Genomic DNA, 7,223 nt, shown 5'->3' on the forward strand with positions numbered 1-7,223 from the left:
CGTAGCCGCCGATGCCGCGCACCACCCCGTCGACCACCCGACGGGTGTCGGGGGCGTCGGCGGCCCCGAACCGCAGCTGGTCCATCACCGCCACCGGGCGGGCGCCCATCGCCATGATGTCGCGGACGATGCCACCCACACCGGTCGCCGCACCCTGGTAGGGCTCGACGTAGGACGGATGGTTGTGCGACTCCACCTTGAAGGTCACCGCCCAGCCGTCGCCGATGTCGACCACCCCGGCGTTCTCGCCGATGCCGGCCAGCATCGCCGCCCGCATCTCGGCGGTGGTGGTCTCGCCGAAGTAGCGCAGATGCACCTTCGAGGACTTGTACGAGCAGTGTTCGCTCCACATCACCGAGTACATGGCCAGTTCGGCGTCGGTCGGACGGCGGCCCAGGATGTCGCGAATCCGCTGGTACTCGTCGTCCTTGAGGCCGAGCTCCTTGTAGGGCTGGGGGTGCTCAGGGGTGGCGGCGGCGTGCTCGACGGTGTCGAGCGGCGGCTGGGCGGGCCCGGATGTCACGGCGACAGTGTAGTTGCCGTGCGCCCACCTCAGCGGTGGCATTAGAAGTCGATCCAGTCCGGCGGATCCTCCCCTACCGACAGGTCGTGGAAGCGCCGGTCCACCCGCGGCGGCCCCAACTCGATGTCGGCCGCGCCTGTTGATGCAGCACTCGGTGGGTGACCCCCGACCGAATCGAATGAGCCTTCGCCCTGCTCGTGTGCCGCCTGCAGCGCCTCCCGGCACATTCGCAGCCCGGCCGGGTCTTCGCCGGCAAGCACGATGGCCTCGCCCGCGTAGTCGTCGAGGATCCCCACCTGAAACCAGGTCATCCTGCTCCGCGCAGAAACGCGGCCAGCGCCGCGGCGTAGTCGGCCACGTCGCGGGCACCCATGAACTCTCGCGCCGAATGCATGGCCAGCTGGGCGGCGCCGACGTCGACGGTGGCGATCCCGGTGCGTGCGGCGCTCATCGGCCCGATCGTCGACCCGCACGGTAGGTCGGCGCGGTGCTCGTAGCGCTGCAGCTCCACCCCGGCCTGCTGGCAGGCCTGCGCGAACGCCGCCGCGGTGCGCGCGTCGGTGGCGTAACGCAGGTTGAGCTGCACCTTGAGCACCGGGCCGGCGTTGACCGCGATCTGATGCCCGGGCTCGTGTCGCTCCGGGTAGTTCGGGTGGGTGGCGTGCGCCATGTCCGCCGATGCCAGCATCGACCCGGCGACCCGGCGCAGGAAGTCCTGCCGGTCACCGCCGCCGGCCAGGGTGATCCGCTCCAGCGTCGTCGGCAGCAGATCGGACTGTGCCCCGTGATCCGAGGTGGACCCGACCTCCTCGTGGTCGAAGAGCACCAGCACCGGCAGGTGGGCGCTCGGCGCCGGTCCGTCGGTGGCCAGCAGCGCCTCCAGCCCCGCGTAGCAGCTGGCCTGGTTGTCCAACCGGGGCGCGCTGACGAACTCACGGTCGGCGCCGGTCACCGCCGCCGGGGTCAGGTCGTGGGTCATCAGGTCGAATCCCAGCAGCCGGTCCGCTGCCACCCCGGCTCGCTTCGCCAGGTAGCCGAGGAACGAACCCGGGGCGCCGCCGCTGCCCCAGATCGCGTTGACGTGCCGCTGCGGGTCCAGGGTCACCGACTTGCGGTCCTCGGCCAGGTGGATCGCGAGCTGCGGCACCCGCAACACCGGCTCATCGATGCGGACCAGCGTCTCGGTGATCGCGTCGCCGTCGCGTACCGCCAGCCGGCCGCTGACGCCGAGGTCGCGGTCCAGCCACGAGTTCAGCCAGGCCCCGCCGTAGGGCTGCAGCGCCACCGTCTGCCAGCCGGCGACCTCGCGGTCGGGATGCTGTTTGACCCGCAGGTTGGGGCTGTCGGTGTGCGCGCCGACGATCCGGAACGGGCGACCCGGCTCGCCGGTGCCGTTCCAGGCCACCAGCGAGCCGGACCGCACGATGAAGAACGCGCCGGCCTGGGCGGGCCACGCTTCGGTCTCGTGCAGCTGGCTGTAGCCGGCGGCGCGCAGCCGGGCGGCGGCCGTGGCGCAGGCGTGATACGGCGACGGGGAGGCGTCGATGAACTCGCATAGTCCGGTGGCGCTGGCGGTCGTCGGCTCGGCCACCACTAAGCCGCCAGCACCGCATCAAGCGCCGAGTAGAACAGACCCAGCCCGTCGTCGGAGGGCCCGGTCAGCCCCTCGACGGCGTGCTCGGGGTGTGGCATCAGCCCGACCACCCGGCCGTTGGCCGAGCTGATCCCGGCGATGTCGCGCTGCGATCCGTTGACGTTGTCCAGGTACCGGAAGACCACCCGGCCCTGGGCCTCCAGCATGTCGAGCACGCTGTCCGGGGCGACGTAGCGGCCCTCGCCGGACTTCAACGGCACCAGCAGGTCGGCGTCCGGCTCGAACCGCGAGGTCCAGGCCGTCGAGGTGGCGGCCACCCGCAGCCACACGTCGCGGCAGACGAAGTGCAGCCCGGCGTTGCGGGTCAACGCCCCGGGCAGCAGGCCGGTCTCGCAGAGCACCTGAAAACCGTTGCAGATCCCCAACACCGGCATTCCGCGGCCGGCCGCGTCGATCACCTCGGCCATCACCGGGGCGAACCGGGCGATCGCCCCCGCGCGCAGGTAGTCGCCGTAGGAGAAGCCGCCGGGCACCACCACCGCGTCGACGTCCCTCAGGTCGGCGTCAGCGTGCCACAGGCTGACCGGTTCGGCGCCGACCATCCGCACCGCGCGGGCGGCGTCCACGTCGTCCAGGGTCCCCGGGAAGGTGATGACGCCGATCCGGGTGGTCACGACGGTTCCCGGCTGACGGTCCAGTCTTCGATCACCGTGTTGGCCAACAGCGAGCCGGCGATCTCGGCCAGCGCCGCGTCATCGACGCTGTCGTCGACCTCGAGCTCAAACCTCTTGCCCTGCCGTACATCCGATACGCCGGAATGTCCGAGCCGGCCCAGCGCGCCGACGATCGCCTGACCCTGCGGGTCGAGAATCTCCGCCTTGGGCATCACGTGCACCACCACCCGGGCCACCGGCACTCTCCTCTCGGGTTGATCGACGGCTAACTTTACCGGTGGCGGGTTTAATCGAAGACATGCAACTGACGCATTTCGGCCACTCCTGCCTGCTCGCCGACTTCGACGGCACCCGGGTGCTCTTCGACCCGGGCACGTTCGCACACGGCTTCGAGGGCATCACCGGCCTGGCCGGCATCCTGCTCACCCACCAGCACCCCGACCACGTCGACGTCGCGCGGCTGCCGGCGCTGGTCGAGGCCAACCCGGGTGCCGCGCTCTACGCCGACCCGCAGACCGCCGCCCAGCTGGGGGCGCCGTGGCGGGCGGTGCACGTCGGCGACCGGTTCACCCTCGGCGGGGTGACGGTGCGCGGCGCCGGCGGCCGGCACGCGGTGATCCACCCGGAGCTGCCGATGATCGACAACATCTCCTACCTGGTCGGCGACGGCGACCACCCGGCCCGGTTCCTGCACCCCGGCGACGCGCTGTTCGTGCCCGACGAGCCGGTGGACGTGCTGGCCACCCCGGCGGCGGCGCCGTGGATGAAGATCTCCGAGGCGGTCGATTACCTGCGGGCGGTGGCACCGGTCCACGCGGTCCCGATCCACCAGGCGATCATCGCCCCCGACGCGCGCGGCATCTACCACGGCCGGCTGGCCGAGATGACCGACACCGATTTCCGGGTGCTGCCCGAGGAGAGCGCCGTCGCGTTCTGACCCCGCCCCGGTGGCCGAACGCCCGGGACCCCGGCGCGCGGAGGCGAGTTAGGCGATGTCGGCGGCCGCACCCCGGCCGGCCGCCCGGCCGGAGAAGATACACCCGCCCAGGAACGTGCCCTCCAGCGACCGGTAGCCGTGCACACCGCCACCGCCGAACCCGGCCACCTCGCCGGCCGCGTACAGCCCGGGCAGCGGGGCGCCGCCGGTCCGCAGCACCCGCGAATCCAGGTCGGTCTCCAGCCCGCCCAACGTCTTCCGGGTCAGGATGTGCAGCTTGACGGCGATCAGCGGCCCGGCTTTGCGGTCGGTGAGCCGGTGCGGCGCCACCACCCGGGTGAACCGATCGCCCAGGTAGGCCCGGGCGCCGCGGATCGCGGTGATCTGGCCGTCCTTGCTGAACCGGTTGGCCACCTCACGATCGCGGGCGGTGACCTCGGCTTCGACGGTCGGGTAGTCCAGCGGCGTCACGTCCGGCAACCCGTTCATCGCCGAGACCAGCTCGCGCAGCGAGTCGGCGTGCACGAAGTCGACGCCGCGGTCGACGAACGCCTGCACCGGCGGCGGCGGGCCGGACGTGGCGCGCGAGCGCGCCAGCTGGAAAAGGCTGCGCCCGGTCAGGTCCGGGTTCTGCTCCTGGCCGGAGAGCGCGAATTCCTTCTCGATGATCCGCCGGTTGAGGATGAACCAGGTGTAATCGTGCCCGGAGCGGGCGATATGCTCCAGCGTCCCGAGGGTGTCGAAGCCCGGATACAGCGGCCCGGGCAGCCGTCTGCCGGTGGCGTCCAGCCACAGCGACGACGGCCCGGGGATGATCCGGATGCCGTGGTCGGGCCAGATCGGGTCGTAGTTGGTGATTCCTTCGGTGTAGTGCCACATCCGATCCCGGTTGATCACCCGGGCGCCGGCCGTCTCGGCGATTCCGATCATCCGGCCGTCGACGTGGGCGGGCACCCCGGCCAACAGCTGCGACGGCACCCGACCCATCCGGGTCGGCCAGTTCTGTCGCACCAGATCCAGGTTGCCACCGATGCCGCCGCTGGTGACGATCACCGCCTGAGCGCGAAGCTCGAACTCCCCCATCGCAACCCGTGACGACGCCACCCCGCGCGCGGTGTCGGACGGTTCCAGGACGCTGCCGCGCACCCCGGTCACCACGCCGTCCGCCACGATCAGCTCGTCGACCCGATGCCGGTGGGCGAACGTCACCCGGGCATGGCCGAGCAGCCGGCGGGCGAAGATCTGCACCAGCGCCGGCCCGGTGCCCCAGGTGATGTGGAACCGGGGCACCGAGTTGCCGTGCCCCTGCGCGCCGTAGCCGCCGCGTTCGGCCCAGCCGACCAGCGGGAAGAGCCGCAACCCGCGGTCGTGCAGCCAACGTCGCTTCTCCCCGGCGGCGAAGTCGACGTAGGCGTGCGCCCACTGCCGGGGCCAGTGGTCCTCGTCGTCGCGGTCGAACCCGGCGGTGCCCAGCCAGTCCTGCAGCGCCAGCTCGTGGCTGTCGTGCACGCCGAGCCGGCGCTGCTCGGGGCTGTTCACCAGGAACAGCCCGCCGAACGACCAGTAGGCCTGCCCGCCCAGGTTGGCGCCGTTCTCCTGGTCGACGACGACCACCCGGTTGCCGGCCTCCACCAGCTCGCAGGCGGCCACCAGGCCGGCCAGCCCCGCCCCGACGATGATCGCATCGGCATCCGGCCTGTCACCCATGCCCGCAGAGCCTAGTGCGGCCGACGCATCAACTCGGCAGGACCGCCTCGATGGCGCTGACCACCTCCGGGGCGTCCGGCACCGTCGGCGGGCGGAAGCGGTTGACCACCCTCCCGCCGGGGGCGATCAGGAACTTCTCGAAGTTCCACTGGATGTCGCCGGCCGCGCCGTCGGCGTCGGGGGTCTTGGCCAGCTCGGCGTAGAGCGGGTGTCGGCCCTCGCCGTTGACCTCGGTCTTGGCCAGCAGCGGGAAGGTCACCCCGTAGTTGGTGGAGCAGAAGGTGCGGATCTCCTCGGCGGTGCCGGGCTCCTGGCCGAGGAACTGGTTGCACGGCACACCGATGACGGTCAGACCGCGGTCGGCGTAGTCCTCGGCGAGCCGCTCCAGCGCGCTGTACTGGGGCGTCAGCCCGCATTTGGAGGCGACGTTGACCACCAGCACGGCCCGGTCGGCGTAGTCGGCCAGTGCGGTGGGTTCGCCGTCGAGGGTGGTCAGCGGGATGTCGGTGAGCGTGGTCATGCATCCGACGCTACGCCGGGTCAGACGAAACGGGTCAGCGCTTCGGCGGTGTCGATCATGTGCGTCGGTGCCGCAGCGGCAAGCGTCGCGGCGGACTGCGCACCCCAGGTCACCGCGATGGTGTCCACGCCGGCGGCGCGACCCATCTCGATGTCGACGACCGCGTCGCCCACCACCACCGCTTCCACCGCGTCGACGCCGGTTTCGGCGAGAATGCGGCGCGCCATCTCCGGATCCGGTTTGGAGCGGGTGACGGTGTCGTCGCCGACGACGACGGCGAAGTAACCGTCCAGGCCCAGCTGGCGCAGCGAGGCGACAGCGAACTCGGTCGTCTTGCTGGTTGCGATCGCGCAGATCGCCCGGCTGGTGGTGAGCCGGTCCAGTGCCTGCCGAATCCCTGGGAACGCACGGGTCTTCTGCGGCAGCAGCTCGCGGTAGACCGCCCGATAATCGGCCACCAGCCGCCGGTATTCGTCGTCGTCGTGGCCGGTTCCGGTGACTTCGCGGAAAACCTGTCGCAGCGGCAGACCCATGCGGTCGATGATGTCCTGCGGGTCGACCGCCGGCATCCGGTGGCGGGCAAACGTGGCGGCGAACGCCGCCGTCACGCAGTCGGCCGAGTCGGCGATCGTCCCGTCGAGATCGAAGGCGAACAACGTGTAGGTCATCGAGGATGGCTGCGCCGGAATCAGTCCGTCGGCACGGTCGGCGCGCCGACCCCGGCCGCATCCAGCAACCACGCGTACTGGAACGCGGTCTCCTTCCATCGTTCGTACCGCCCGGAGATCCCGCCGTGCCCCGCGGTCATCTCGGTCTTCAGCAGCACCGGCGCACCGGACGGGTTCGCATGTCGCAGCGCAGCAACCCATTTCGCCGGCTCCACGTAGTAGACTCGGGTGTCGTTCAGTGAGGTCATCGCCAGGATCGCCGGGTAGGGACGCGACGCGACGTTCTCGTACGGCGAGTACGCCTTCATGTATGCGTAGACCTCACTGTCGGCCAGTGGGTTCCCCCACTCGTCCCACTCGGTGACCGTCAGCGGCAGCGACGGGTCCAGGATCGTGGTCAGCGGGTCGACGAACGGCACCTGGGCCAGGATTCCCGCGAACAGCTCCGGCGCCAGGTTGGCCACCGCCCCCATCAGCAGCCCGCCGGCGCTGCCCCCCAGCGCCACCAGATGCCCCGCGGCGCTAACCCCGGAGTCAACGAGATGCCGTCCGGCCGTGACGAAGTCGGTGAACGTGTGCTGCTTCTGCAGCAGCTTGCCG

Annotated in this window: 10 protein-coding genes; 1 reads left to right on the top strand and 9 read right to left on the bottom strand. The window is 71.1% G+C overall.

All coding sequences use genetic code 11. The features are described from left to right. From AC2VNT_RS14905 to purS, 5 genes are all read right to left on the bottom strand, one after another. On the bottom strand, nt 1-565 hold a 565-nt coding region (locus tag AC2VNT_RS14905; protein WP_486947593.1), incomplete at its 3' end, for an AIR synthase related protein. Continuing rightward, nucleotides 565-834, bottom strand: a complete 270-nt coding sequence (locus AC2VNT_RS14910) for a hypothetical protein (protein WP_486947594.1) — start codon at nt 832-834, stop codon at nt 565-567. The genes AC2VNT_RS14905 and AC2VNT_RS14910, both read right to left, overlap by 1 nt. After that, nucleotides 831-2,114, bottom strand: a complete 1,284-nt coding sequence (locus AC2VNT_RS14915; RefSeq protein ID WP_486947595.1) for a M18 family aminopeptidase — start codon at nt 2,112-2,114, stop codon at nt 831-833. The genes AC2VNT_RS14910 and AC2VNT_RS14915 overlap by 4 nt, the downstream gene beginning before the upstream one ends. Nucleotides 2,115-2,116: 2 nt before the next feature. Next, on the bottom strand, nt 2,117-2,791 hold the full coding sequence (purQ, locus tag AC2VNT_RS14920; RefSeq protein WP_486947596.1) for a phosphoribosylformylglycinamidine synthase subunit PurQ: 675 nt from the start codon (nt 2,789-2,791) through the stop codon (nt 2,117-2,119). After that, on the bottom strand, nt 2,788-3,027 hold the full coding sequence (purS, locus tag AC2VNT_RS14925) for a phosphoribosylformylglycinamidine synthase subunit PurS (protein ID WP_486947597.1): 240 nt from the start codon (nt 3,025-3,027) through the stop codon (nt 2,788-2,790). Before purS ends, purQ begins: the two co-directional genes overlap by 4 nt. A gap of 62 nt (nt 3,028-3,089) precedes the next feature. Between purS and AC2VNT_RS14930 the strand changes: the two genes are divergently transcribed. Next, nucleotides 3,090-3,728, top strand: a complete 639-nt coding sequence (locus tag AC2VNT_RS14930) for an MBL fold metallo-hydrolase (protein ID WP_486947598.1) — start codon at nt 3,090-3,092, stop codon at nt 3,726-3,728. A 48-nt stretch (nt 3,729-3,776) separates the two neighbouring features. On the opposite strand, the gene AC2VNT_RS14935 is transcribed toward AC2VNT_RS14930, so the two are convergent. The 4 genes from AC2VNT_RS14935 to AC2VNT_RS14950 all read right to left on the bottom strand — a co-directional run. After that, nucleotides 3,777-5,435 carry an FAD-binding dehydrogenase gene (locus AC2VNT_RS14935; RefSeq protein ID WP_486947599.1) on the bottom strand — a complete coding sequence of 553 codons (1,659 nt, stop codon included), beginning with the start codon at nt 5,433-5,435 and terminating at the stop codon, nt 3,777-3,779. 28 nt (nt 5,436-5,463) lie between these two features. After that, nucleotides 5,464-5,955, bottom strand: a complete 492-nt coding sequence (locus tag AC2VNT_RS14940) for a glutathione peroxidase (RefSeq protein ID WP_486947600.1) — start codon at nt 5,953-5,955, stop codon at nt 5,464-5,466. A gap of 20 nt (nt 5,956-5,975) precedes the next feature. Further along, on the bottom strand, nt 5,976-6,623 hold the full coding sequence (locus AC2VNT_RS14945; RefSeq protein ID WP_486947601.1) for an HAD family hydrolase: 648 nt from the start codon (nt 6,621-6,623) through the stop codon (nt 5,976-5,978). 20 nt (nt 6,624-6,643) lie between these two features. Then, nucleotides 6,644-7,223: prolyl oligopeptidase family serine peptidase (locus tag AC2VNT_RS14950; RefSeq protein WP_486947602.1), on the bottom strand; the 580-nt coding region annotated here is incomplete at its 5' end.

The organism is Mycobacterium sp. TH-M15, assembly GCF_057473705.1.

Excerpts from the sequence above, each read along its gene's own strand:
- AC2VNT_RS14910 (WP_486947594.1), bottom strand. The coding sequence starts at position 834 with ATGACCTGGTTTCAGGTGGGGATCCTCGACGACTACGCGGGCGAGGCC.
- AC2VNT_RS14930 (WP_486947598.1), top strand. The coding sequence starts at position 3,090 with ATGCAACTGACGCATTTCGGCCACTCCTGCCTGCTCGCCGACTTCGAC.
- AC2VNT_RS14935 (WP_486947599.1), bottom strand. The coding sequence starts at position 5,435 with ATGGGTGACAGGCCGGATGCCGATGCGATCATCGTCGGGGCGGGGCTG.
- AC2VNT_RS14940 (WP_486947600.1), bottom strand. The coding sequence starts at position 5,955 with ATGACCACGCTCACCGACATCCCGCTGACCACCCTCGACGGCGAACCC.
- AC2VNT_RS14945 (WP_486947601.1), bottom strand. The coding sequence starts at position 6,623 with ATGACCTACACGTTGTTCGCCTTCGATCTCGACGGGACGATCGCCGAC.